General features: G+C 66.7%; 29 protein-coding genes and 1 other RNA gene. 22 read left to right on the forward strand and 8 right to left on the reverse strand.

Annotated features, from left to right (window positions below; all coding sequences use genetic code 11):
* Window positions 1–117: 117 nt before the first annotated feature.
* From ssrS to ASE61_RS19780, 4 genes are all read left to right on the forward strand, one after another.
* Window positions 118–274: non-coding RNA, 6S RNA (gene ssrS / locus ASE61_RS19765), on the forward strand.
* 6 nt (window positions 275–280) lie between these two features.
* Window positions 281–868: a 5-formyltetrahydrofolate cyclo-ligase gene (locus tag ASE61_RS19770; protein WP_061970286.1), complete on the forward strand. Its 588-nt coding sequence runs from the start codon at window positions 281–283 to the stop codon at window positions 866–868.
* Between the two features lie 97 nt (window positions 869–965).
* Complete coding sequence (locus ASE61_RS19775; protein WP_061969817.1) at window positions 966–1,790, forward strand: TIGR00282 family metallophosphoesterase; 825 nt, start codon at window positions 966–968, stop codon at window positions 1,788–1,790.
* A 101-nt stretch (window positions 1,791–1,891) separates the two neighbouring features.
* Entirely contained in the window at window positions 1,892–2,638 is a 747-nt protein-coding gene (locus ASE61_RS19780) for a YebC/PmpR family DNA-binding transcriptional regulator (RefSeq protein ID WP_061969818.1), read from the forward strand.
* Between the two features lie 103 nt (window positions 2,639–2,741).
* Here the strand turns inward: ASE61_RS19780 and ASE61_RS19785 are convergent, their stop codons facing one another.
* Window positions 2,742–3,575: a sulfite exporter TauE/SafE family protein gene (locus ASE61_RS19785; protein WP_210171890.1), complete on the reverse strand. Its 834-nt coding sequence runs from the start codon at window positions 3,573–3,575 to the stop codon at window positions 2,742–2,744.
* Between the two features lie 109 nt (window positions 3,576–3,684).
* On the opposite strand from ASE61_RS19785, the gene ruvC reads away from it, so the two are divergent.
* From ruvC to ASE61_RS19810, 5 genes are all read left to right on the forward strand, one after another.
* Window positions 3,685–4,197, forward strand: a complete 513-nt coding sequence (gene ruvC, locus ASE61_RS19790; protein ID WP_061969820.1) for a crossover junction endodeoxyribonuclease RuvC — start codon at window positions 3,685–3,687, stop codon at window positions 4,195–4,197.
* Between the two features lie 166 nt (window positions 4,198–4,363).
* Window positions 4,364–4,981, forward strand: coding sequence for a Holliday junction branch migration protein RuvA (gene ruvA, locus ASE61_RS19795; RefSeq protein ID WP_061969821.1), 618 nt, complete (start codon window positions 4,364–4,366; stop codon window positions 4,979–4,981).
* Window positions 4,978–5,469, forward strand: a complete 492-nt coding sequence (locus ASE61_RS19800; protein ID WP_061969822.1) for a hypothetical protein — start codon at window positions 4,978–4,980, stop codon at window positions 5,467–5,469. The genes ruvA and ASE61_RS19800 overlap by 4 nt, the downstream gene beginning before the upstream one ends.
* A 23-nt stretch (window positions 5,470–5,492) precedes the next feature.
* On the forward strand, window positions 5,493–6,518 hold the full coding sequence (gene ruvB / locus ASE61_RS19805) for a Holliday junction branch migration DNA helicase RuvB (protein ID WP_061970288.1): 1,026 nt from the start codon (window positions 5,493–5,495) through the stop codon (window positions 6,516–6,518).
* Between the two features lie 89 nt (window positions 6,519–6,607).
* On the forward strand, window positions 6,608–7,138 hold the full coding sequence (locus ASE61_RS19810) for a DUF3828 domain-containing protein (protein WP_061969824.1): 531 nt from the start codon (window positions 6,608–6,610) through the stop codon (window positions 7,136–7,138).
* A gap of 24 nt (window positions 7,139–7,162) precedes the next feature.
* On the opposite strand, the gene ASE61_RS19815 is transcribed toward ASE61_RS19810, so the two are convergent.
* Window positions 7,163–7,675: a hypothetical protein gene (locus ASE61_RS19815; RefSeq protein ID WP_061969826.1), complete on the reverse strand. Its 513-nt coding sequence runs from the start codon at window positions 7,673–7,675 to the stop codon at window positions 7,163–7,165.
* 125 nt (window positions 7,676–7,800) lie between these two features.
* Between ASE61_RS19815 and ybgC the strand changes: the two genes are divergently transcribed.
* The 10 genes from ybgC (at window position 7,801) to tolB (ending at window position 15,052) form a co-directional block, all read left to right on the forward strand.
* Window positions 7,801–8,205: a tol-pal system-associated acyl-CoA thioesterase gene (gene ybgC / locus ASE61_RS19820; protein ID WP_061969828.1), complete on the forward strand. Its 405-nt coding sequence runs from the start codon at window positions 7,801–7,803 to the stop codon at window positions 8,203–8,205.
* Between the two features lie 188 nt (window positions 8,206–8,393).
* A complete protein-coding gene (locus ASE61_RS19825) occupies window positions 8,394–9,050 on the forward strand; it encodes a TetR/AcrR family transcriptional regulator (protein WP_061969830.1) in 657 nt (218 codons plus the stop codon).
* 95 nt (window positions 9,051–9,145) lie between these two features.
* On the forward strand, window positions 9,146–9,607 hold the full coding sequence (locus ASE61_RS19830; RefSeq protein ID WP_061969832.1) for a DUF2852 domain-containing protein: 462 nt from the start codon (window positions 9,146–9,148) through the stop codon (window positions 9,605–9,607).
* Between the two features lie 263 nt (window positions 9,608–9,870).
* Window positions 9,871–10,179, forward strand: coding sequence for a hypothetical protein (locus tag ASE61_RS19835; RefSeq protein ID WP_061969834.1), 309 nt, complete (start codon window positions 9,871–9,873; stop codon window positions 10,177–10,179).
* Between the two features lie 88 nt (window positions 10,180–10,267).
* Complete coding sequence (locus tag ASE61_RS19840) at window positions 10,268–10,528, forward strand: hypothetical protein (protein ID WP_156407169.1); 261 nt, start codon at window positions 10,268–10,270, stop codon at window positions 10,526–10,528.
* A 114-nt stretch (window positions 10,529–10,642) separates the two neighbouring features.
* Window positions 10,643–10,915: a hypothetical protein gene (locus ASE61_RS26635; protein WP_156407170.1), complete on the forward strand. Its 273-nt coding sequence runs from the start codon at window positions 10,643–10,645 to the stop codon at window positions 10,913–10,915.
* 385 nt (window positions 10,916–11,300) lie between these two features.
* Window positions 11,301–12,011 (forward strand): protein TolQ, encoded by a 711-nt coding sequence (tolQ, locus tag ASE61_RS19850; protein WP_061969839.1) that lies wholly within the window; start codon window positions 11,301–11,303, stop codon window positions 12,009–12,011.
* A gap of 11 nt (window positions 12,012–12,022) precedes the next feature.
* Window positions 12,023–12,472: an ExbD/TolR family protein gene (locus ASE61_RS19855; protein ID WP_061969840.1), complete on the forward strand. Its 450-nt coding sequence runs from the start codon at window positions 12,023–12,025 to the stop codon at window positions 12,470–12,472.
* A gap of 28 nt (window positions 12,473–12,500) precedes the next feature.
* Window positions 12,501–13,709: a cell envelope integrity protein TolA gene (gene tolA / locus ASE61_RS19860; RefSeq protein WP_061969842.1), complete on the forward strand. Its 1,209-nt coding sequence runs from the start codon at window positions 12,501–12,503 to the stop codon at window positions 13,707–13,709.
* 5 nt (window positions 13,710–13,714) lie between these two features.
* Window positions 13,715–15,052 (forward strand): Tol-Pal system beta propeller repeat protein TolB, encoded by a 1,338-nt coding sequence (gene tolB, locus ASE61_RS19865; protein WP_082617571.1) that lies wholly within the window; start codon window positions 13,715–13,717, stop codon window positions 15,050–15,052.
* Window positions 15,053–15,142: 90 nt separating this feature from the next.
* On the opposite strand, the gene ASE61_RS19870 is transcribed toward tolB, so the two are convergent.
* The 4 genes from ASE61_RS19870 to ASE61_RS19885 all read right to left on the reverse strand — a co-directional run bounded on the left by ASE61_RS19870 (window position 15,143) and on the right by ASE61_RS19885 (window position 17,072).
* Window positions 15,143–15,943 carry an aldolase gene (locus ASE61_RS19870; protein WP_061969843.1) on the reverse strand — a complete coding sequence of 267 codons (801 nt, stop codon included), beginning with the start codon at window positions 15,941–15,943 and terminating at the stop codon, window positions 15,143–15,145.
* Window positions 15,944–16,086: 143 nt separating this feature from the next.
* The gene (locus ASE61_RS19875) at window positions 16,087–16,290 is read right to left on the reverse strand and encodes a hypothetical protein (protein ID WP_061969845.1); all 204 of its coding nucleotides are present in this window, start codon (window positions 16,288–16,290) and stop codon (window positions 16,087–16,089) included.
* Window positions 16,291–16,332: 42 nt separating this feature from the next.
* On the reverse strand, window positions 16,333–16,752 hold the full coding sequence (locus ASE61_RS19880; protein WP_061969847.1) for an SRPBCC family protein: 420 nt from the start codon (window positions 16,750–16,752) through the stop codon (window positions 16,333–16,335).
* Window positions 16,749–17,072, reverse strand: coding sequence for an ArsR/SmtB family transcription factor (locus tag ASE61_RS19885; RefSeq protein WP_061969849.1), 324 nt, complete (start codon window positions 17,070–17,072; stop codon window positions 16,749–16,751). The genes ASE61_RS19880 and ASE61_RS19885 overlap by 4 nt, the downstream gene beginning before the upstream one ends.
* A 341-nt stretch (window positions 17,073–17,413) precedes the next feature.
* On the opposite strand from ASE61_RS19885, the gene pal reads away from it, so the two are divergent.
* Window positions 17,414–17,929 carry a peptidoglycan-associated lipoprotein Pal gene (gene pal / locus ASE61_RS19890; RefSeq protein WP_061969851.1) on the forward strand — a complete coding sequence of 172 codons (516 nt, stop codon included), beginning with the start codon at window positions 17,414–17,416 and terminating at the stop codon, window positions 17,927–17,929.
* 74 nt (window positions 17,930–18,003) lie between these two features.
* On the opposite strand, the gene ASE61_RS19895 is transcribed toward pal, so the two are convergent.
* Window positions 18,004–18,372 (reverse strand): cell division protein ZapA, encoded by a 369-nt coding sequence (locus tag ASE61_RS19895; RefSeq protein WP_061969853.1) that lies wholly within the window; start codon window positions 18,370–18,372, stop codon window positions 18,004–18,006.
* A 19-nt stretch (window positions 18,373–18,391) separates the two neighbouring features.
* The gene (locus tag ASE61_RS19900) at window positions 18,392–18,697 is read right to left on the reverse strand and encodes a DUF4164 family protein (protein ID WP_320409881.1); all 306 of its coding nucleotides are present in this window, start codon (window positions 18,695–18,697) and stop codon (window positions 18,392–18,394) included.
* 321 nt (window positions 18,698–19,018) lie between these two features.
* On the opposite strand from ASE61_RS19900, the gene tkt reads away from it, so the two are divergent.
* Window positions 19,019–21,016, forward strand: coding sequence for a transketolase (gene tkt / locus ASE61_RS19905; protein ID WP_061969854.1), 1,998 nt, complete (start codon window positions 19,019–19,021; stop codon window positions 21,014–21,016).
* 122 nt (window positions 21,017–21,138) lie between these two features.
* Complete coding sequence (gene gap, locus ASE61_RS19910) at window positions 21,139–22,149, forward strand: type I glyceraldehyde-3-phosphate dehydrogenase (protein WP_061970293.1); 1,011 nt, start codon at window positions 21,139–21,141, stop codon at window positions 22,147–22,149.
* Window positions 22,150–22,170 lie beyond the last annotated feature (21 nt).

A 22,170-nucleotide genomic window follows, 5' to 3' on the forward strand; every position in this document is an offset into this window, starting at 1 on the left:
CTCACCACGGCCAAAATATGAACGCTTTTCACGGCCGGCCCAGCCGGAGGGCGCGCCATGCGCAAACGCATCAAAGTACCACTGGCGCTTTGCCGGCGGCTTCCCTAAATAAGCGGAGCGGGGCTGCCTGGTGCGTGCGAGACAGCATTCCCCGGGCCCATACGACTCCCTAGGGAGCTGTCCCTGTCCGGATCCCTTGGAACCGGACACACGGCGCCCACCTACTCTGTAGGTGTCCCGGGATTCAAAACTCCACGGCCAAGGTGGCTCCGCAACCTTCATGACGATGACGCCCGGCACGCACGCTCCGCCCTCCCCGCGCAAGGCCGCCCTCCGCACGGAGGCGCTGGCGCGCCGCGACGCGCTCGACCTCGACAATCGGCTCGAATGGGACGTCGAGATCGCCGCGCAGGTTCTGAATCTTCCGGTCTGGAGGGGAAGTGCCGGCCCGGTTTCGGCCTATTGGCCGATGCGCTCGGAAGCCGATCCCCGTCCGATCCTCGAAGCCCTGCATGAGCGCGGCCTGCCGCTCTGCCTGCCCGCCATCGTCGACAGGCACATGATCTTCCGGCGCTGGGCGCCCTACGAGCCGATCGTGCCCGGCGGCTTCGGCACGCTCGTCCCCGCCCCCGACCAGCCGGAGCTGAAGCCCGCGATCCTGCTCGTGCCGCTCGCCGCCTTCGACCGGCGCGGCTACCGCATCGGCTACGGCAAGGGCTATTACGATCGGGCGCTCTCCGAACTCGGCCCAACCGTCAGCATCGGCATCGGATACGGCGCGCAGGAGATCGACGCGGTGCCCGACGAGCCGCATGACCGGCGCCTCGACTGGATCGTGACGGAGCGCGAAACCCTTCGCTGCGGCTGATTCCCGCGCGCCTTCGCGCGGAAGTTCTTCTGCTGCGGTTGATTCCCCCGCGCCTTCGCGCGAGGGAGAAAGCCTTCGCAGTTTTCAGGTCGGTTCCATGCGTCTTCTCTTCCTCGGTGACATCGTCGGCCGCCCCGGCCGGATTGCGGTTCAGGAGCGGCTGCCGGCCCTGCGCGAGGCCTGGAAGCTCGACTGCGTCGTCATCAACGGCGAGAACTCGGCGGGCGGCTTCGGCATCACCGAGGCGATCTGCGACGAGATCCTCGCCGCCGGCGCCGATGTCGTGACGCTCGGCAATCATTCCTGGGACCAGCGCGAGGCCCTCGTCTTCATCACCCGGCAGGACCGGCTGATCCGCCCGGCGAATTATCCACCCGGCACGCCCGGTCGCGGCGCCACCGTGATCGAGGCCCGCAATGGCGCCCGCGTCCTGGTCGTCAACGTTATGGGCCGGCTGTTCATGGATCCGCTCGACGACCCCTTCGCCGCGATGGAGCGTGAGCTCTCCGCCTGCCCGCTCGGCGAAATCGCCGATGCCGTGATCGTCGACGTCCATGCCGAGGCGACCAGCGAGAAGCAGGCCATGGCCTATTTCCTCGACGGCCGCGCCAGCCTCGTTGTCGGCACCCATACCCATGCACCGACCTCGGATACCCGCATCCTGCCCGGCGGCACCGCCTATCAGTCCGATGCCGGCATGTGCGGCGACTATGATTCCGTGCTCGGCATGCAGAAGGACGAGCCGATCCGCCGCTTCCTGCAGAAGGTGCCGGGCGCAAGGCTGGAGCCGGCGACGGGCGAAGGCACGCTCTCGGGGGTCGCGGTCGATATCGACGATGCCACCGGCCTGGCGAAAGCGGTCTGGGCCGTTCGCGTCGGCCCGCATCTCAGCCAGGCCGTGCCGGACGCCTGGATTTCCTGACGCTTTCCGGCGTGCGCAGCGCTTGCACGCGGGCGGAGCCGGCGCCTATAAGGCCGGCTTCCAGCGCTTTCCGCCGCAACCTCTGAAGGTAACGAGCTCCCATGGCCGGCCATTCACAGTTCAAGAACATCATGCATCGCAAGGGCAAGCAGGATGCCGTGCGCTCGAAACTGTTCTCGAAACTGGCCCGCGAAATCACCGTCGCCGCCAAGATGGGCATGCCCGACATCAACATGAACCCGCGCCTGCGCATGGCGGTGCTTGCCGCGCGCGCCGAGAACATGCCGAAGGACAACATCCAGCGCGCCATCAACAAGGCAGCCGGCGGCGAAGGCGATAACTATGACGAGGTCCGCTACGAGGGCTACGGCCCCGGCGGCACCGCCGTCATCGTCGAGGCCCTGACCGACAACCGCAACCGCACCGCTTCCGCCGTACGCTCCTACTTCACCAAGTCGGGCGGTGCGCTGGGCGAGAGCAACTCGGTCTCCTTCATGTTCAACCGCGTCGGCGAGATCAGCTATCCGCCGGAGGCTGGCGATGCCGACACGGTGATGGAAGCCGCGATCGAGGCCGGGGCCGACGACGTGATCTCGGACGAGAACGGTCACACCATCCTCTGCGCCTTCGACGCCCTGAACGAAGTCTCCAAGGCGCTTGAGGCAGCACTCGGCGCCCCCGCCTCGGCCAAGCCGGTCTGGCGCCCGACGACGACGGCCCCGCTCGACGAGGAAAAAGCCGCCTCGATGATGCGTTTGATGGAAGCGCTCGACAACGACGACGACGTCCAGAACGTCTTCGCCAATTTCGAGATCGCCGACGACATCATGGCCAAGCTCAGCGCGTGAGCTGAAGCCAGCGTCCTCCATGCATCATGGCCGGGCTCGTCCCGGCCATTTGCGTTTTTGAAGCCTTGATATGGTGTGAGGACGCGGATACCCGCGACGCGTCCTATCGCCCGATCACCGCGTCCCAGAGCGGCAGGCTGATCAGCGCGCTCAGGAAGATCACCAGATAGGCGCCGCGCCGGAACGTTTGCTCCGAAGCCAGCCGGAAGCCATGCGTGCCGGCCCAGAGCCCGACGCCGTAGATTGCGAACAGCGGCACCGCCATCATGAGGGCCCCACCGGTCAGGATGCCCTTCCACCACAGGACCGTGCCGCTGATCAGCGTCGAGACGCCGAAGAAGGCCTGCATGTTGGCCCGCGTCTTGTGCCGGTCGTTGCGCTGCGCGCCGAGCCAAAACACCGCGAGCGGCATGCCGCCGATCGAGGCCATGCCGTTGAACAGCCCCGACAGGGCGCCCACCCCGAGCGAGAGCGGGATCGTCGGCCGCCCGTGATAGCGCCAGCCCGAGGCCATCAGGCCCACCGCACTGAGCACGAGCAGAGCGAGCACCCAGCGCATCGTCTCGCGGTCGAGCCAGATCAGCAGCCAGATTCCTGCCGGCAGGGCGAGCGTCGCGGTCAGCAGCAGCGGCAGGATTTCGCGCCATTCCGCCGTCTTGGCGCTGCGTGCCGCGATCGGCAGCGCGAAGGGCAGATCGATGAACCAGATCAGGCCGAGCGCCGCGACCGGCCCGAGGATCATCGAGGCCAGCGGCATGAACACCATCGCGAAGCCGAAGCCGGTGAAGCCACGCACCAGCCCGCCGAGCAGCGTTGCAGCCAGCAGGACGGCGATGCCATCGGCCGTGAGGCCCGGCATGAAGGAAGACAGGTTGAAGGACATGACACCGGATGAGGAAGAAAGATGCGGCGAACCATGCCCACGGGCGGGCGGCAAGAACAACTTTCCTTTTTGATGTCATCGATCAGGGGAATTCATCCAGCCCCATCGCGCGGCCTGTCTCGGCGCGGGACAAATCCGAAACATCCGCTAGGTTGAACCCGACATGGCACCCCCGATTCGCATCCTCGGCATCGATCCCGGCCTCCGGAAGACCGGCTGGGGCATCGTCGTCTCCGAAGGCAGCAAGCTCTCCTTCGTCGCCTGCGGCTGCGTCGAGAGCGACGGCGCGCTGCCGCTCGGCCAGCGCCTGCGGCAATTGCACGAGGGCCTGAACAAGGTCCTCGCCGCGCATCGCCCGCACGAGGCCGCTGTCGAGGAGACCTTCATCAACCGCGACCCGCAATCGGCGCTGAAGCTCGGCCAGGCCCGCGGCATCGCACTGGTCGTGCCGGCGCTCGCCGGACTCGATGTCGCGGAATACGCCGCCAACCTCGTCAAGAAGACCGTGGTCGGCGTCGGCCATGCCGACAAGAAGCAGGTCCAGGCGATGATTCGCGTGCTCCTGCCGAAGGCCGAGACCTCATCGGCCGACGCGGCGGACGCGCTCGCCGTAGCGATCTGCCATGCCCAGCATCGCGGCATGAAGGCGCTGGTCGCGCAGATGAAGGCATCATGAGCCTCATGCTGCCGAGCGACATTTTTCGCGACACTCCCTCGCGTGGGTCATCCCGGACGGAGCGAAGCGAAGATCCGGGATCCATTCCGGAACCTCACCGAGACATGTTCCGGAATGGATCCCGGGTCTCCCTACGGTCGCCCGGGATGACTCGTGGAGAAAATCGATGATCGGCAAGCTCAAGGGCCTGATCGATTCTTATGGTGAGGACCACGTCATCATCGACGTGCAGGGCGTCGGCTATGTCGTGCAGTGCTCGGCGCGCACGCTCCAGCGCCTTCCTCAGCCGGGCGAGGCCGCCGCGCTCTCGATCGAGACCCATGTCCGCGAGGATGCGATCCGCCTCTACGGCTTCATGTCCGACAATGAGCGCGACTGGTTCCGCCTGATGCAGGTCGTGCAGGGCGTCGGGGCCAAGGTCGCGCTCGCCATCCTCTCGACGCTCGATCCGGGCGGGCTGGCCACCGCCATCGCCACCAACGACAAGGCCGCGATCGCGCGCGCCCCCGGCGTCGGCCCCAAGCTCGCGCAACGCCTCTGCGCCGAGCTCAAGGACAAAGCCCCGGCCTTCGGCCATATCGATCCGGGCGTGGCGCAGCTCGCAGGCGCGCTGGAGGACAGGAAGCTGCCGCAGCCGATCGCCGACGCGGTGTCCGCGCTCGCCAATCTCGGCTATCCTCGGGCGCAGGCGGTGGCTGCCGTGGCGGCTGCCGCCAAGGCCGCCGGCGATGGGGCCGGCACGGCCCAGCTGATCAAGCTGGGCCTGAAGGAACTGGCGAAGTGAGCGAAGCGCCCGACGAGCTTCAATTGCGCGTCGTGACCGACAAGACCGAGCTCTGCCGCATCATGCTGGCGAGCTGGGGCTCGCACAGCATGATGATCGGCCTGCATGTCTACGACGTCGCCGAGATCGATGCGCTCGGCCTGTTCGACAGCTCGGGCAGGACCGCCGCGCTGGCGAGCTGGACGGTGCGGGGCGACAGCGCCTATCTCTGCGCACTCCATTCGCTGAAGCCGGGCGAAGGCGTCGCCATCCGCATGCTGGACGCCGTGATCTTCGCGGCACGCAAGGCCGGCGCCGGAAAACTGAAAGCCATGCTCACCAATGACAACATGCCCGGCATGACCTTCTACCAGCGCCGCGGATTCCGCCTCTCGGGGCTTTATCTGGAAGCGATCGACGCCTATCGCTCGGTCGTGCCTGGCATCATCAAGACAGGGTACAAGGACATTCCGATCCACGACGCCATCGAGCTGGAGATCGCGCTGTGAGCGACCCCAAGCGCTCCGGCCTGATGACGGCCGAACGCCGCGACGACGACAGCGAGACCTCGCTGCGGCCGCTCTCGCTGTCCGATTTCACCGGCCAGGCAGCGGCGCGTGCCAATCTCCAGGTCTTCATCAACGCGGCCAAGAGCCGTGGCGACGCGCTCGACCACGTCCTCTTCGTCGGGCCGCCCGGCCTCGGCAAGACGACGCTGGCGCAGATCGTCGCGCGCGAGCTCGGCGTCAATTTCCGCTCGACCTCCGGTCCCGTGATCGCCAAGGCCGGCGACCTCGCCGCCCAGCTCACCAATCTCGAAGAGCGCGACGTGCTCTTCATCGACGAGATCCACCGCCTCAACCCGGCCGTCGAGGAAATCCTCTATCCGGCGATGGAGGACTACCAGCTCGACCTGATCATCGGCGAAGGCCCGGCGGCGCGCTCGGTCAAGATCGACCTGCCCAAGTTCACCCTGGTCGGCGCCACCACCCGCGCCGGCCTTTTGACCACGCCCTTGCGGGACCGCTTCGGCATCCCGATCCGCCTGCAATTCTATACGGTCGAGGAGTTGCAGGGCATCGTCGCCCGCGGCGCCCGCGTGCTCGGCGTGCCGATGTCGAACGACGGCGCCAACGAGATCGCCAAGCGCTCCCGCGGCACGCCGCGCATCGCCGGGCGCCTGCTGCGCCGCGTCCGCGACTTCGCCATCGTCGACGGCGACCCGATCGTCACCCGCAAGGTCGCCGACAAGGCCCTCTCCCTGCTCGATGTCGACGCCATCGGCCTCGACCAGATGGACCGGCGCTATCTTACCACCGTCGCGATCAATTTCGGCGGCGGCCCGGTCGGAATCGAGACCATCGCCGCCTCGCTCTCCGAGCCGCGCGACGCCATCGAGGAGATCATCGAGCCCTTCCTGCTCCAGCAGGGCTTCATCCAGCGCACGCCGCGCGGACGCCTGCTGACACCCCACGCCTTCCGCCATCTCGGCATGCCGGAACCCTCGCGTGAGACGGCGCAGTTCGGGCTGTTCGGCAGCGATGAGGACGGTGAGTAAGGCCGGGCCATCGTCCCGCATATGAAGGACGCGGGCATCGCATCCTTCGCGCTTGATCGCATCGGATCAGTCGCTTTCGGAGTTCGCGCATGCCCGCTCTTCGCTTCGCCTCGTCGGCGGCACTCGCTCTCGGCCTGCTGGCCACCAGCAATGCATTCGCCGCCGACACCACGCCTGATGGCCCGGTGAAGGACGCTTATGCCGCCACCGTCAAGACGTTGGCCGCCTCGGGCGAGCCGCCCTGGCGCCCGCCGCATCGCGACAAGCTGATGAGCAAGGGTCTCGCTGCCCTCTTCGCCCGCGACGATCTCTATCAGGACGAGGCCGGCGAGATCGGCCATGTCGGCGCCGATCCCTTCATCAACGGCCAGGATGGCGAGGTGAAGAACCTCAAGGTCACGGTCACCGAGAAACCCGCGAACGGTCGGGCCCTAGTCAGCGCCGCCTTCCGCAGCTTCAAGCAGCCGGTCACGGTGCGCTTCCACATGGTCGAGGAAGGCGGCGGCTGGCGCATCGACGACATCGTCAACCGCTTCGAAGGCAAGGACTATTCGGTCCGCGACGAGCTGTCGAAGCCCTATGACTGCGGCTCCTTCATGAACAAGCCCTGCAAGCGCTGAACGCCTGCAGGACTGGGTATCGGCCTATGGCTGACGCGCGATCTTCGAGCGCATCATCGCCGGGCGAGCCCCGGCATCGTTCAACGCGCCGGACTTCGCCGCCTTCGGATTTTCGACCGGCCGCATCCCCTTGCTGGCGGTGCGGTTGGCGGGGCGCTCAGCCACCCGCTGGCGTTGCTTGAGCGCGAGGGCCTTGCGCGCGAGGCTGCGCTGGCTCGGCACCTTTGCCTTCTCCGCCCGGCGTGTGCGCTCGGCACCGACGCGCTTCAACGCTGCCGTCAGCGCGTCGGCCTTGGCCTTGGTTCCGGTATTGTCGCTGGCCGCCTTGGCGCCCTTCGGCTCGGCCTTGCCGCGCATCTCGCGCTTCTGGCGGCGGGCGCCGTCGCGCGCCTTGTCGCGCCGCTCGCGCAGCTTGGCGGCGAGATCGCGCAATTCATCGTCCGGGAGAGCCCCGATCGCACCGCGCTGGCTATGAGCGACGAGATCGCGTTCGGCCTTGTCGAGCAGCCGCGCGGTCGCCTTGCTGGATTGCGCCATGATAGGTCTCCGTTGCTGTGGTCACGCAACGGGCAACGCTTCTCCAGCGGAGCAGTTCCAGCCTTTCCGAAGCCGCATCTGTTGGTTATGGCAGCAGCAATCGCGCAATATCCGTCCGGAGCAGCATGAGCAGGGTCCACCGCCTCGACATCCGCGTTTATTACGAGGACACCGATTTTTCCGGCGTCGTCTATCACGCTTCCTATCTGCGCTTCATGGAGCGCGGCCGCACCGAGTTGATCCGCGCGCTCGGCGTCGAGCAGCGCGAGCTCTTCGACGGCGAGACGGCGCTCGGCTTCGCGGTCCGCAAGATGACGATCGATTTCCTGCGGCCCGCCGTGATGGACGACCTGCTGACGGTCGAGACCCGCTCGATCGCGGCCCGTGGCGCCACCATGGACATCGAGCAGCGCGTGCTGCGCGGCGAGGAGGTGCTGATTTCCGCGCAGGTCATGGTCGCCTGCGTCGGCGGCGGCCGGGCCCGGCGCATCCCGGATGGTTTGCGCAAACGGTTGATGCTCGACGACTGAGAAGGCCAACCACCCGGAGCCCTCATCCTGAGGAGCGCCGAAGGCGCGTCTCGAAGGATGCTTCAAGAGGCTCCCGAGCCATCTGGAACATCCTTCGAGACGCCGCTGACGCGGCTCCTCAGGATGAGGGCTTGTGTTGTTACGCCTAACAGTCGACGCAGCCCCACCCGCATGTTAGCGCTCCTTACATGAGCTGGAAGCGCGAACGCCCCGAGACACCCCGCGGTTATCACCATGGCAACCTCAAGGAGGAGCTGGTGCGGGCCGCGCTCGGGCTGATCCGGGAGAAAGGGCCGAACGGCTTCACCTTCGCCGAGGCCGCGCGCATGGCCGGCGTCAGCCCCGCCGCCCCCTATCGCCATTTCCGCGACCGCGACGAACTCCTGGCCGATGTCGCGGCCCGCGGCTTCCAGGCCTTCGAGGTGGCGCTGTCGCGCGCCTGGGACCAGGGCCGGCCCGATCCGGAGACTGCCTTTCACCGGCTCGGCCGCGCCTATCTCGCCTTCGCCCATGACGAACCGGCCTATTACTCCGCGATGTTCGAGGCCGGCGTGCCGCTGGACGCCAGCGCCGAGCTGCGGGCCGCCGCCGATAGCGCCTTTGCCTGTCTGCGTCAGGCATCGGAGGCCCTGATCGCGCAGCTCCCGCAGGGCAAGCGCCCCCCCGCCCTGATGATGGCGCTGCATATCTGGGCGATGTCGCATGGCATCGCCGCCCTGTTCGGCCGCGCCGATGGCGGTCGCCGCCCGCTGCCGATGTCGGCGTCCGACCTGCTGGAGGCCGGCACCCTGATCTATCTCCAGGGCCTCGGCATCGGCCGCAACAGCCCTCCGAAGCCGGACTGATTCATTTTCGCGGGCCGCGTTCTTGACAAGCGGCAGGGTCGGGCTCATCTATGTAAATGTGATTTACATTCACGTTCATGGATGGTGAGGGAGCAATGCCGATCGTCGAGAAACTGGACGAATATGGAAAGGGAGCCTGGATCGCCTTCGCGGTTCTCGGCTTCATCCTCTTCTGGCCCCTGGGTCTGGCGACCCTGGCCTTTCTTTTCTGGAGTGGACGCATGGGTTGTGGATATGCCGGAGACCGGTACGAGCACCGGATGAGCCGCCTTCAGGGCAAGATGGACCGCCTGCGGGAGCGCATGACCGGCCGCGAGGGTCGTTTCGGCGGCGGCTTCGGTGGTTGGGGCGGCCGCGGCGGCCCCACCAGCGGCAACCGCGCCTTCGACGAATACCGCGACGAGACGATCCGCCGGCTCGAGGATGAGCAGCGCGAGTTCCACGACTTCCTGGGCCGGCTGCGCATGGCCCGCGACAAGGCCGAGTTCGATCAGTTCATGACCGAGCGCCGCAACAACCCGCCGGCCAATACCCCGGCCCAGCCCGACGCGGCCTGACATCACCCCGCGACAGGCCCGTCATCGGGATAGCATCCAGCCCGCCTCGACATCTCGAGGCGGGTTTTTTCTTTCCGCGACGAGAAGCCGGGCGCCAGCCACCAAACGGCCCAATCTGACCTCGACTGGCGGGCCAAGTTCTTTGATAAACGCAAGTACTTCTTGCTATTCGCGCCAATCAAGCGCCTTGTGTAGAGAGCGCTGCCTTTGCGCGCTCTCCTCCCGCCCGAACAATTCGGCCGGCAATCAAAATCGAGACAGCCATGAAATCCGGCCACGGCAGGTTGATCCTGCGCGACGGTACGGACTTACCAATTGGCTATTGCCTTTTTCGCTCTGAAGTCGGCGTTGGATGCTACGGCATTCTCATAGGCAACATTCGGTCGGTTGGTCAGGATAGCTTCCTTAAGCCCATCAAGATCACCTTGAACAATGGCGATGCGTTGGTCGCATATGTCACCGGCCATTCCGAGCGGCATGTCCGGTTCGTCACGAATCTCGGCCGGCTGATGTCCCGATTCAAAGGCCGGTTGCCGCAGCGGACAGGCCCCTCGTTAGCTATCGCCCAGTAGGGCTGCTGATCTCGACGCGATTACGGCCGTCGAGCTTTGGACTCCATTGAAGACCGTAGCCTTTGACGCCCTCAAGCGGAGATACACCATGCTCAGCGGAATTGGCTCAGTCACGCTCCGCAGTGGCCGGGCGTTGCCTGTCAAATACCAGTTTGGCACGCATCAGGAGCATCATTGGGCCGGATACCTGATCGTCGATACGGCGCTCACCGATCCAAGCGAGTTTTCGTACAAGGTCCTCCTTCACTGCGATGGCGGCTCCGCCGTCGAGCTTGCCGTGACCAATTGGACGGATCGCTACATGACAGTGGTCGGGCGTCCGTTGCGAGAGTTCGACAGGGCCGCCTGAAGGCCCACGCGCCATTTGGCCAGCGACTGCCGGCCATTGTCACTGCAGGAGCGCATCTGAGCGACTTTAGGCCGGTTCTTTGCTGTCGGCGTAATCAGCATCGAGGAAAGATTGATGACGCATCACTATAAGATTGGGGAGAAGGTCAGCCTGTCGTTCGGCTTTCACGATCAGGACGCCATTGGAGTTTATGAGATCGTAGCGGTCCTGCCGACTCGCGTCGACGGTGAGCCTCAGTATCGCATTCGAGGCAGCGATGATCGGGAGCGCGTCATTGGTGAAGCTCAAATAGGCGCGGCAGGCAAAACTCTATCGGTCAGGCGTCCGCGGCGCCCTGACAATCCCATGACGAAAGAACTCAACCGCATTCGGGACAAGCACAATTGACGAGTGCCGGACGCGCTATGGCAGCCCCCGCTGCGTAAGGCTACGCGACCTACGCAATCCCGACGACACCGTCATCCCCTGCGACCGAATGGCGAAGGCGCCCGCAGCATTTCTGCCGCCGCGCCTGCGCCTCATCTCCCGCGTATACCCGACATTAACCTTGCCGGATGCTTAACTCGGTCTGGAGCATGCGTTCCGTGGGAAACCCTGTTTCGGCCCATCTTTCGCCGGATTCACGCGCGATTGGAGGGATACGGCATTTCCCCGGATCGCGGATCGGGCGGCGGCGTGGGGCTCCCGCGACGCAAGCGGCGGGGCTTGGACCGGGTTGGAGCCGCAAGGCACCCATCATCGGCCGTACCGCCTGGGTGAGAAGGATGACAGGATGAACCCCGCCGACGTCGCGCAGGCCGCGCCGCAGATCGACATGTCGTTCTGGACGCTGTTCTGGCACGCCCACATCGTCGTCAAGCTGGTCATGATGGGCCTGATCGGCGCCTCGGTCTGGTGCTGGTCGATCATCGTCGACAAGACCCTGCTCTATCGGCGGACGCGCAAGGACATGGACGCCTTCGAGGAGGTGTTCTGGTCCGGCCGCTCGCTCGAGGAGCTCTATCGCGACCTCGCCGGCAAGCCGGTCAACGACATGGCCGCGGTCTTCGTCGCGGCGATGCGCGAGTGGAAGCGCTCCTTCGAGAATGGCGGCCGCTCGGTCGCCAGCCTGTCGCAGCGCATCGACAAGGTGCTCGACGTCACCATCCAGCGCGAGACCGAGCGGCTCGAATCCAAGCTGCTCGTGCTCTCGACCATCGCCTCGGCGGCTCCCTTCATCGGCCTGTTCGGTACGGTCTGGGGCATCATGACCTCGTTCACCGCCATCGCGGTCTCCAAGAATTCCTCGCTCGCCGTCGTCGCGCCCGGTATCGCCGAAGCGCTCTTCGCGACCGCGATCGGCCTCTTCGCCGCCATTCCCGCGCTGATGGCCTACAACAAGCTCCAGGCCGAGGTCGCCAAGGCGCAAGGCCGTCTCGAAGCCTTCGCCGACGAGTTCTCCGCGATCCTGTCGCGGCAGATCGACGAACGCATGGCCGCGTGAGGGGCTGATCGATGGGTATGTCAGCCGCTTCAGGCGCAAAGGGCTCCGGTCGCCGGGGCCGGCGCGGGCGCCGCCACGGCGCCATCGCCGAGATCAACATGACGCCGTTCATCGACGTCATGCTGGTGTTGCTCATCATCTTCATGGTCGCAGCCCCGCTGATCGCGACCGGCGTCCCGCTTGACCTGCCGCAGACCGGCGCCAAGCCGATCAATGTCGACCAGAAGCCCTTGACCATCGCCATCGACAGCAAGGGCCAGATCTTCCTGCAGGACGAGCCGACGCTCGAGCCTGATCTCGTCGCCAAGCTCCAGGGCCTGGCCAAGCAGGGCTTCGACGAGCGCGTCTATGTTCGTGGCGACAAGCTGGTCGATTACGGCCGCGTCGCCTCGGTGATGTCGACCATCACCGCCGCCGGCTTCAAGCGGGTCGCGCTCGTCACCGAGCCCGCGAGCCGCTGAAGGTTGAGAGAGTAAGGGTGTTCAGGGCGTGAAGCTTTCGACCTCCGAACCTGGCATGCTGGTGTCGGCGCTCGGCCACGTGACGTTCCTCGTCGCGGGGCTGCTGGCGTTCTCGTCGCCGACGCCGCTGCCGGAGAACGAGGAGGCGATCGCCGTCGAGGTCATCGATCCCAGTGCCCTCAACCAGGTGACGCGTGGCGAGCGCAGCGCCGAGAAGGTCCAGGCCCAGCCCACCCCGCGTGCCGAGCGTCAGTCCGAAATGGTCGAGCGCAAGGAAGCCGGCGAGGCCAAGACCGATACGCCCGCCCCGCCCTCGCGCCCGGTCGAACTGAAGACCGCCGAGAACAACGCCTCGACGCCTCCGCCGCCGGCCCGTCCGGCCGAACAGCCCAAGCCCGAGACCAAGCCGCCCGAGCCCGCCAAGCAGCCGCCGCAGAAGAGCGAGGCTGCTGCCGCCCGCGAGGCCGAGCAGAAGCGCGAGGAACAGGCCAAGCTCGCCGAGGAGGCTGAACTCGCCTCGAAGGCGAAACAGGCCGAGGAGGAGGCGAAGGCCACCGCCAAGGCCAAGGCGGAAGCCGACGCCCAGGCTGCCAAGCGCGCCGCCGATGCCAAGGCCAAGGCCGAGGCGCTCGCCAAGGCGGAAGCCGACAAGGCTGCGAAGGAAAAGGCGGAGGCGGCCGCCAAGGCAAAGGCGGAGGCCGAGCAGAAGGCGAAGATCGCCGCCGCGGCGAAGGCGAAGCAGGAGGCGGAGGCCAAGGCGAAGAAGGAGGCGGAGATCGCCAAGAACTTCAACGCCAGCGACATCGCCAAGTTGCTCCAGTCCAAGGAGAAGGCGCAATCCTCCGGCTCTTCGGCGCCACAGATCAACCGCACAGCCTCGCTCGGCACCGAGCGCGGGTCTTCGCAGAAGCTCAGCCCCTCGCTCAGGGCCCAGCTCATCGGCATCATCCAGGATCAGCTCCTGAAGTGCTGGAACGTGCCGATCGCGCTCGCCAACGCCCGTGGCGGCAGCAATGTCGTGCCGTCCGTGCGGATGAAGCTCAACACCGACGGCTCGCTCATCGGCCAGCCCGGCGTGATCAATTCGTCCGCCGATCCGCTCTTCCGGGTCGCCGCCGATTCGGCGCTGACCGCCACCCGCCGCTGCGCGCCGTTGCGCATCCCGGCTCAATTCGCCTCCTATTACGACGACTGGCGTGATGTCGTCGTCAATTTCGACGCCAGGGACGTCATGTGACCCCGATGATCGACCGCACCCCCCTTCCCCGTCTCGCGGCTGCGCCCACCCGCCGCCGTCTCCTTGCCACCGCCGGCGCAGCGCTGCTGCTGCCCACCGCGGCCAAGGCCGAGCTCATCATCAATCTGACCGGCGGCGCCTTCCAGCCGATGCCGATCGCCATCGCCGATTTCGGCGGCGAAGGCGGCGTGCTCGTCTCCGGCGTGATCACCAACAACCTGAAGCGCTGCGGCTACTTCACCCCCATCGACAAGAGCCGCCATCCCGAGAAGAACCCGCCCTTCGACGCGGCGCCGCAGTTCCAGGCCTGGCAGGCCGCCGGCGTGCAGGCCCTCGTCACCGGCCGCGTCTCCCGCGAGGCCGGCCGCATCCGCGCCGAGTTCCGGCTCTGGGACGTCGCCACCGGCACCCAGACCGACGGCCAGCAATATTTCACCGACCCGAGCAACAACCGCCGCGTCGGTCACATCATCTCGGATGCGATCTTCTCGAAGATCACCGGGCTCGGCGGCTTCTTCGATACCCGCGTCGTCTTCGTCGACGAATCCGGGCCGAAGGAGACCCGCCGCAAGCGCCTCGCCATCATGGACCAGGATGGCGCCAATGTGCGCTACCTGACCAATGGCGACGTCTCGGTCGTGACGCCGCGCTACTCCCCGATCTCGCAGGACGTCGCGTTCATGTCGCAGCGCCAGGGCGAGCAGCCGCGCGTACAGGTCCTCAACATCGAGACCGGCCAGCGCCAGATCGTCGGCAACTTCCCGGATATGAGCTCGAGCCCGCGCTTCGCGCCGAACGGCCAGCGCGTCGTGCTCTCGCTGCAGCAGGGCGGCAACGCCAATCTCTACGCCATCGACATCGGCTCGCGCACGACCCAGCGCCTGACCTCGACGGCGGCGATCGACACCTCGCCCTCCTATGCGCCTGACGGCTCGCGCATCGTCTTCGAGAGCGACCGCGGCGGCCAGCAGCAGCTTTACGTGATGCCGGCCGGCGGCGGCGAGGGCCAGCGCATCTCCTTTGGCCAGGGCCGCTATTCGCAGCCCTCCTGGTCGCCGCGCGGCGATCTCATCGCCTTCACCCGCCAGGGCGGCGGCGGCTTCGCCATCGGCGTGATGCGGCCGGACGGCTCGGGCGAGCGTATCCTGACCGAGGGCTTCCACAACGAGGCTCCGAACTGGGCGCCGAACGGCCAGTACCTGATGTTCTTCCGCGATCCCGGCGGACAGTCCGGCGGCAAGCTCTATATGGTCGACATCACCGGGCGCGTCGAAGTGCCCGTGCCGACCCCGGCCTTCGCCTCCGACCCGACCTGGTCGCCGCTGCTCAGCGGCGGGCGCTGAGGCGAAAAGCGATCGTCACCTGTGGATTCTGCGAAGCCGCCCGACGAGTTCGGGCGGCTTCTGCTTTTTAGGGCCCAACCGCTGGCCCGCTCAGTCGCGATAGACCGGTTCCTCGGTGTCGAGCTGCCGGCGGATCGAGGCCAGGTGGAGCCGCGCGGATTCCGGATCGCCCTCGCGCATCTGGCGATAGGCCGCCTCCGCGATCTCGGGCTTCACCGGCTTGACCTCGCGCCCCGTCGCCAGCGCCAGCGCCTGCACCTCGCAGGCACGCTCCAGATAATAGAGATCGTCCCAGGCCTCGGCGATGGTCGGCCCGAGCACCATGACGCCGTGATGCTTCATGAAGACGATATCGGCATCGCCGACCGCAGCCGCGATGCGGTCGCCCTCGCGCTCGTCCAAAGCCAACCCGTTATAGTCGCGGTCGACAACGGTGCGGCCGTAGAACTTCAGCGCCGTCTGGCCGGCGAAGATCAGCGGATCGCCCTCGGTCATCGAAAGCGCCGTCGCGTAAGGCATATGCGTGTGGAAGGCGACCTTGGCGCGCGGGACGTTCTTGTGGACCCGGGCGTGGATGTAGAAGGCGGTCGCCTCCGGCTGGCCCTCGCCTGAGACGACTTGGCCGTGGAAGTCGCAGATCAGCAGCTTCGAGGCGGTCAGCTCCCGGAAGGCCCAGCCATAGGGATTGACGATGAAGAGGTCGTCATAGCCCGGCACCAGCGCGGAGAAATGGTTGCAGATGCCCTCCTCGAAGCCGTAGCGCGCCGCCATCCGGAAGGTCGCGGCGAGATCGCGGCGCGCCTCCCAGACGATATCGGAATCGAGGTCGGGCTGGTTAGGGCCGCGGATCGGCGCCACGCTCGCAACAGCGGAATTGAGGGAATGAGCCATCGCGATCTCCGGTCGGGACTGGAAGGTGGGCCGAGGCAGGGCCGCATCTCCTCACGATAGACCGGAGGGCGCGAAAGATGCGCTGCAATTCTGCACCCTGTTTGCGCAATTTTTTCGCGATCAGCCCGAGACTTGACCTGCCCTCAGGCCTGACGCCGGCCGCGCCATCTCGCGGCGTAAGGCAGGATGAACATGTAGAGCCCGCTGAACAGCAGCAGCAGGGGCGAATAGACGATCCAGGCCGGCGGCTCGCCGCGCGCCATCGCGGCGAAATTCGCGAGGACGGTGGCCGTGAAAATGATCGACAGCCAGCGATGGCCCTGCCGGATTGCAGTGCTCCAGGTCAAGGAAAGCTCCTTTTATGAGGGGATAGGAGGAGTGGCGCCGCCTCAGCCGGCGCGCGCCACGACCTCTTCCAGCTTGGCGAAGAACTGCTGCCAGCCGGCCTTGGCGCCGCCGAGGGCCTGCTTCTGCTCCGGCCGGAAGCCGACCTGTTCCATGCGCAGATGCGTGCCCTTGGGCGACGGCGTCAGCGTGAAGGTCACGACGCTCTTGAGGGCATAGGCCGGGTCATCATGCGCGAAATCCCAGCTATAGGAGAGCGAGCGGTTGGGCTCCACGGCCAGCACCTCGCAGTCCAGCACCCCGCCCCAGTCGCCGCTCAGATTGAAGCGATGGCCGACGGTCGGCACGAAGTCGTTCTTCATCAGCCATTCGGCGATCAGATGCGGCTGCGTCAGCGCACGCCAGAGCTTCTCCGGTGGATGGGGCATCTCGCGCTCGACGATGACGGAGCGGGTTTCGGTCATTGGTCCATCCTCTTGAGCAGGTCTTCGAGATCGTCGAACCGGCTTTCCCAGTAGCCGGTCATGCGGTTCGTCCAGTCGGCGAGAGGCGCGAGCGCCGCGAGCTGCGCGCTGTAATGCGTCTGCCGGCCCTGATGGCGGTCCCGCACCAGCCCGGCCTGCTTCAGCATGGCCAAGTGCTTCGAGACAGCCGGCTGCGACACGCCGGCCTGTGCGGTCAGCGCCGCGACCGTCTGTTCGCCCTGGCTGCACAGGCACTCGAAAATGCCCCGCCGCGTCGGGTCGGAAAGCGTCCTGAAGAGAAGGTCATGCGTGCCGGGCATCGGAATTCCATAACCATATGGCTATGATTTATCCATAACCAAACAGCTATGAATTCGTCAACCGGAAAGCTCCGATCTTTTTTTGCCGGGTGGTGTCACCCTGCGGCCCAACCCATGGTCGATGAGGCAGGCAAGCCGCCCTGCGGAGCATTCCTGTGCTCCCGACGCAACAGCCCGGCTCGCAAACGCCTTTCGCCACATTTGGTTAACCATAAGCCGCAATGCCGCCACTTCGCCCTGATTTGGCAAGGTCTCGTTTAGGTTGACGCTTCATTGATGAGGCTTCGCGAAGCCCTCCTCGAAGTGCGCGCCACAAAATTCGATTGCCCCGGAGTTCAGCCATGTTGACCACTCTCCTTCCCGGCGGCCGTGCCGTCCGTTTCGCCGCCGCCATCGCCGCCACGCTCGCGCTCGGCGCCTGCGCCAAGGACCAGAATGCCGACGCCTCGGGCTTCGGCGCCGGCGGCGCCGCGACCCCGGGCAGCGCGCAGGACTTCGTCGTCAATGTCGGCGACCGCGTCTTCTTCGAGACCGACTCCACCGACCTGACCCCGACCGCGACCGCCACCCTCGACAAGCAGGCCGGCTGGCTGCAGCGCTATCCGCGCTACACCTTCACCGTCGAAGGCCATGCCGACGAGCGCGGCACCCGCGAGTACAACTATTCGCTCGGCGCCCGCCGCGGCCAGACCGTGCGTGACTACCTCGCCTCGCGTGGCATCGCGGCCAACCGCATGCGCACCATTTCCTACGGCAAGGAGCGCCCGGTCGCGGTCTGCAACGACATCTCCTGCTGGTCGCAGAACCGCCGCTCCGTCACGGTGCTGGACGGCGCCGGCGGCGCGCCTGGCGTCTGATCGCTGCGCAGTTAGAAAAGAAAAGGCCCCGGACGACATCGTCCGGGGCCTTTTCTGTTTCCGGGCGGAAGCCGTCACCCCACCGCGGTCGGGATCAGGCTGCGCGCCACGCCTTCGATCCGTTCGGCTGCCGCGACGAGCGCTTCCGCCGCCCGGTCCTCGACCTCGCCGAGCCGCTGGTCGGCAGCCCCGGCATTGCCCTGCGTCGCCGCGAGGTCGGCTTCCAGCTTCGCCAGTCGCCGCTTCAGCTCATGGACCTCGTCGGCCACCATCAGCGCGGCCATGACGTGCAGGCGCATGTCGCCGATCTCGCCGAAGGCCTCGCGCATTTCGCCGATCTTCTCGTCAAAGAACCGGGCGAGCCCCTCAAGATGGCCCTCCTCGCCTTCTCCGCAGGCCATGCGGTAGGCTTTCCCGGCGATCATGACGTTGACTTGCGGCATTCCCTCTCCAGTCCTTGCTCTAGCTTGCCTCGGGCTCCGGCGGCTGTTGCGCCTCCACCCGCGCGATCACGGCGCCGACGACGTTCATCGCCCGCTCCAGCCGCTGGTCGACATCGGCGGCGGCCGTCTCGACCTGCCCGAGCCGCGCCATGGCGCCGTCGAGATCGGCCGCAAGGCGCGCGCGATCGTCCTGCATCAGGGCGAGTTCGGTTTCGAGGTTGCCATGTCCACGCTCAGCCTCGACCCGCCGCCGCGCCGCCGCTTCCAGCTGCCCCAGCGCCGTATCCAGGCGCGCCAGCGCATTGTCCAGCATCAGGCTCGCCACCGTCGTTCTCCTTTCAGATCGAAGCCGGCTCACACGATTCGTCCAGCGAATTTACATGAGAACGCGGGAAAACAGGAATCGGCCCCATCCGAGAGCGTGAACGCGCCGGTTCGGACGGAACCATGCGAAAAACCTGCGGCAACCGGCTACTGCGACCCTGAAACCCGGCTTCCGCGAATTGACTCGTGGCGAGCGCAAGGCCTAATCCACCGGTCCTTTTCCAAGCCTGCCGACATCGCCTGCCCGCCGGCCCCATTCCTGCCTTTCCCGCAGGTTCGGATCGGCCTCAAGCCCGCCAGACTTAAAGCTCGTGAGATCATCATGACCACCATCGACCGCGCCCAGCACGACAAACTCGCCAACGCCATCCGCGGCCTGGCGATGGACGGTGTCGAGAAGGCCAAGTCCGGCCATCCCGGCCTGCCGATGGGCGCTGCCGACGTTGCCGCCGTGCTGTTTACCCGCGTGATGAAATATGACGCCGCCGATCCGCGCTGGCCGGACCGCGACCGCTTCGTGCTCTCCGCCGGCCACGGCTCGATGCTGCTCTACGCCCTGCTCTATCTCACCGGTGCGCCCGGCATGGCGCTCGACGACCTCAAGGCCTTCCGCCAGATCGAGTCGAAGACCCCCGGCCACCCCGAGAACTTCATGACCGCCGGCGTCGAGACCACCACCGGCCCGCTCGGCCAGGGGCTGGCCACCGCCGTCGGCATGGCGATGGCCGAGCGCATGCTCGCCGCCGAGTTCGGCAAGAAGGTCGTGGATCACCACACCTATGTGCTGGCGTCCGACGGCGACCTGATGGAGGGCATCAGCCAGGAGGCGATCGCGCTCGCCGGCCACCAGAAGCTCAGCAAGCTGATCGTGCTCTGGGACGATAACGGCATCTCGATCGACGGCCCCCTGACCATCACCGACAATGTCGACCAGGTCGCGCGCTTCAAGGCCTGCGGCTGGCGCTCCGAGCGCGTCGACGGCCATGACCCCGAGGCAATCGAGGCCGCGATCCGCCGCGCCCAGAAGTCGAACAAGCCGACCATGATCGCCTGCAAGACCGTGATCGGCTTCGGCGCGCCGAAGAAGGCCGGCACCTCCAAGGCCCATGGCGAGCCGCTCGGCGCCGAGGAGCTTGCCGCCGCCAAGAAGGCGCTCGGCATCACCGGCGGGCCCTTCGAGGTCGCCGCCGACGTGCTCAAGGCCTGGCGCGGCTTCGGCGCTGCCGGCGCCGCCGCCCACAAGGACTGGAGCGAGCGCTTCGCCACCCTCTCCGAGCGCAAGCGTGGCGAGTTCGACCGCCGCCTCGTGCACGGTGTCCCGGCCAAGCTCGACAAGGCGATCCTCGCCCACAAGAAGGCGCTGATCGCCGCGCCGCAGGCCGTCGCGACCCGCAAGGCGTCGGAGCTGGCGCTGGAAGCCATCATCCCGGTCATGCCGGAGCTGGTGATGGGCTCGGCCGACCTGACCCCCTCCAACAACACCCGCACCAAGGCCGCCGAGGACTTCACCCCGAAGACCCCGAAGGGCCGCTATGTCCGCTACGGCATCCGCGAGCACGGCATGGCGGCCGCGATGAACGGCATCACCCTGCATGGCGGCTTCCGCACCGCCGGCGGCACCTTCCTGGTCTTCGCCGACTATGCCCGCCCCTCGATGCGGCTGGCCGCGCTGATGGGCGCCCCGGTCGTCTATGTCATGACCCATGACTCGATCGGCCTCGGCGAGGACGGCCCGACCCACCAGCCGGTCGAGCAGATCGCCAGCTTGCGCGCCATGCCGAACATGCGCGTTTTCCGCCCGGCCGACACGATCGAGACCGCGGAAGCCTGGCAGGCCGCGCTGGAACGCACCAACGGCCCGACGGTGCTCGCGCTCTCGCGCCAGAACCTGCCGCAGCTGCGCACCGACGCCTCCGCCAAGAACCGCTCGGCCACCGGCGCCTATGAGCTTCTGGCGGCTGAAGGCGGCAAGGCCCAGGTCTCGCTCTTCGCCTCGGGCTCCGAGGTCGAGCTCGCCGTCGCCGCGCGCAAGCTGCTCGCCGAGAAGGGCGTTCGCGCCCGCGTCGTCTCCGTGCCTTCGCTCGAGCTCTTCCTGGAGCAGGACGAGGCAACCCAGGCAGCGATCGTCGGCTCGGCCCCGGTCAAGATCGCGGTCGAGGCCGGCGTGCGCTTCGGCTGGGATGCCGTGATCGGCCATGACGGCACCTTCATCGGCATGCACTCCTTCGGCGCCAGCGGCCCCTACAAGGAGGTCTACAAGCATTTCGGTATCACGGCGGAGGCGATCGCCGACGCCGCGATGAAGCAGCACAACGCCTGAGGGCCGGCCGCAGGCAGGGCTGATATTCCCGAAAGACATCTTGCGTTCGGCCATTCTTTGGCCGAATTGCCCGCGTGGATAGCGACGGCATCGCCGTTTCGCTCGGCGAAGGAGAGGAAGATATGACGGTGAAGGTAGCGATCAACGGCTTCGGCCGCATCGGGCGCAACGTCCTGCGCGCGATCATCGAGTCGAAGCGCAAGGATATCGAGGTCGTGGCGATCAACGATCTCGGCCCGGTCGAGACCAACGCCCATCTCTTCCGCTTCGACTCCGTCCATGGCCGCTTCCCCGGCACCGTGACCGTCTCCGGCGACACGATCGATGTCGGCCGCGGCCCGATCAAGGTCACCGCGATCCGCGATCCCAAGGACCTGCCGCACAAGGCGCTCGGCGTCGACATCGCCTTCGAGTGCACCGGCATCTTCACCACCCGCGACAAGGCCGCCGCGCATCTCGCCGCCGGCGCCAAGCGCGTGCTGGTCTCCGCCCCCTGCGACGGCGCCGACCTGACCGTCGTCTTCGGCGTCAACCATCACGAGCTGACCAAGGACCACGTCGTCGTCTCGAACGCCTCCTGCACCACGAACTGCCTCGCGCCGGTCGTGCGCGTGCTGCATGACAGCATGGGCATCGACAAGGGCTTCATGACGACGATCCATGCCTATACCGGCGACCAGCCGACGCTGGATACGATGCACAAGGATCTCTATCGCGGCCGCGCCGCCGCGCTCTCGATGATCCCGACCTCGACCGGTGCCGCCAAGGCGATCGGCCTCGTCATCCCCGATCTGAAAGGCCGTCTCGACGGCACCTCGATCCGCGTTCCCACCCCGAACGTCTCGGTCGTCGACTTCAAGTTCATCTCGAAGCGCAAGACCACGGTCGAGAAGGTCAACGAGGCCATCATCAAGGCCTCGAAGCGCGGCCCGCTCAAGGGCATCCTCGCCGTCACCGACCAGCCGAACGTCTCGATCGACTTCAACCACGATCCGGCGTCCTCGACCTTCGCCCTCGACCAGACCAAGGTCATGGACGACAAGTTCGTGCGCGTGCTGTCCTGGTACGACAACGAATGGGGCTTCTCGAACCGCATGAGCGACACCGCCGTCGCCATGGGCGCCCTGCTCTGAACCGTCTTACCAAGGCCACGT

The sequence above is a fragment of the Allobosea sp. Root670 genome (genome assembly GCF_001429415.1).
GTDB lineage: Bacteria > Pseudomonadota > Alphaproteobacteria > Rhizobiales > Beijerinckiaceae > Allobosea > Allobosea robiniae.